Origin of the sequence: Sphingomonas endophytica, assembly GCF_001476895.1 — a bacterium.
Taxonomy (GTDB): domain Bacteria; phylum Pseudomonadota; class Alphaproteobacteria; order Sphingomonadales; family Sphingomonadaceae; genus Sphingomonas; species Sphingomonas endophytica_A.
The window spans coordinates 1-619 of the sequence record NZ_LDTB01000206.1 but is presented as its reverse complement, the minus strand read 5'-3'; the positions used below and the strand labels follow the sequence as shown (position 1 = coordinate 619).

The 619-nt window shown below is 56.5% G+C and carries 2 protein-coding genes; both read right to left on the bottom strand.

The annotated features are described in order from the left end of the window. Nucleotides 1-236, bottom strand: a 236-nt coding sequence (locus NS334_RS18925) for a hypothetical protein (RefSeq protein ID WP_206542714.1), incomplete at its 3' end; no start/stop codon positions are given. 197 nt (nt 237-433) lie between these two features. Continuing rightward, nucleotides 434-619 (bottom strand): DUF3470 domain-containing protein (locus NS334_RS16760; RefSeq protein WP_153002809.1); only part of this gene is annotated, 186 nt, incomplete at its 5' end.

The following is a 619-nucleotide window of genomic DNA, read 5'->3' as shown; positions in this document are numbered from 1 at the left end:
GTCTTTTCTGGCATCACGCTTCTTTTGTTCTTTGAGGACTTTGCAGCCGCCGCCTTCTTAGGCCCCTTCACGGACGCCTTGGCACGGCCCTTGGTTGCGCTGCGAGCAACGACAGCGGCTTTTTTCGTCGTCTTTGAAGCACTCTTTTTACGCGTTTTCTGTGACACAGCCTGCGCGCGGAAACTGCCACGCCCCTGTTCGATGTTGCGGGAACCTCGAAGCCACAAGGTACGCATGGCAGGGGGTTCTTGGCCTGTAATGTGCTGAATATAGCACATTTTCCGCAAAAATCAATGATTTACGCCCGATTCCGGGCATAACAGGGGATCCTCAGGTCATATGTCCGTCATTAGGGTTAAATCCGCGGCCGAACGGACGGCTGCGGCAGGCCAAGCCTGCCCTTATCGGGGTAGTCCCGAAGAGGTAAGGCGAATCAGTCGCCGCTGCCCGGATTCGGAGAAAAATATTTCTCGAACTTGCCTTCCTTGCCTTCCCACTCCTTGGCGTCTTCGGGCGAGTCCTTCTTCTGGGTGATGTTCGGCCAGCTCTTGGCGTAGTCGGCGTTCAGCTTCAGCCACGTGTCGAGGTTCGACTCCGTGTCGGGCTTGATCGCCTCGGC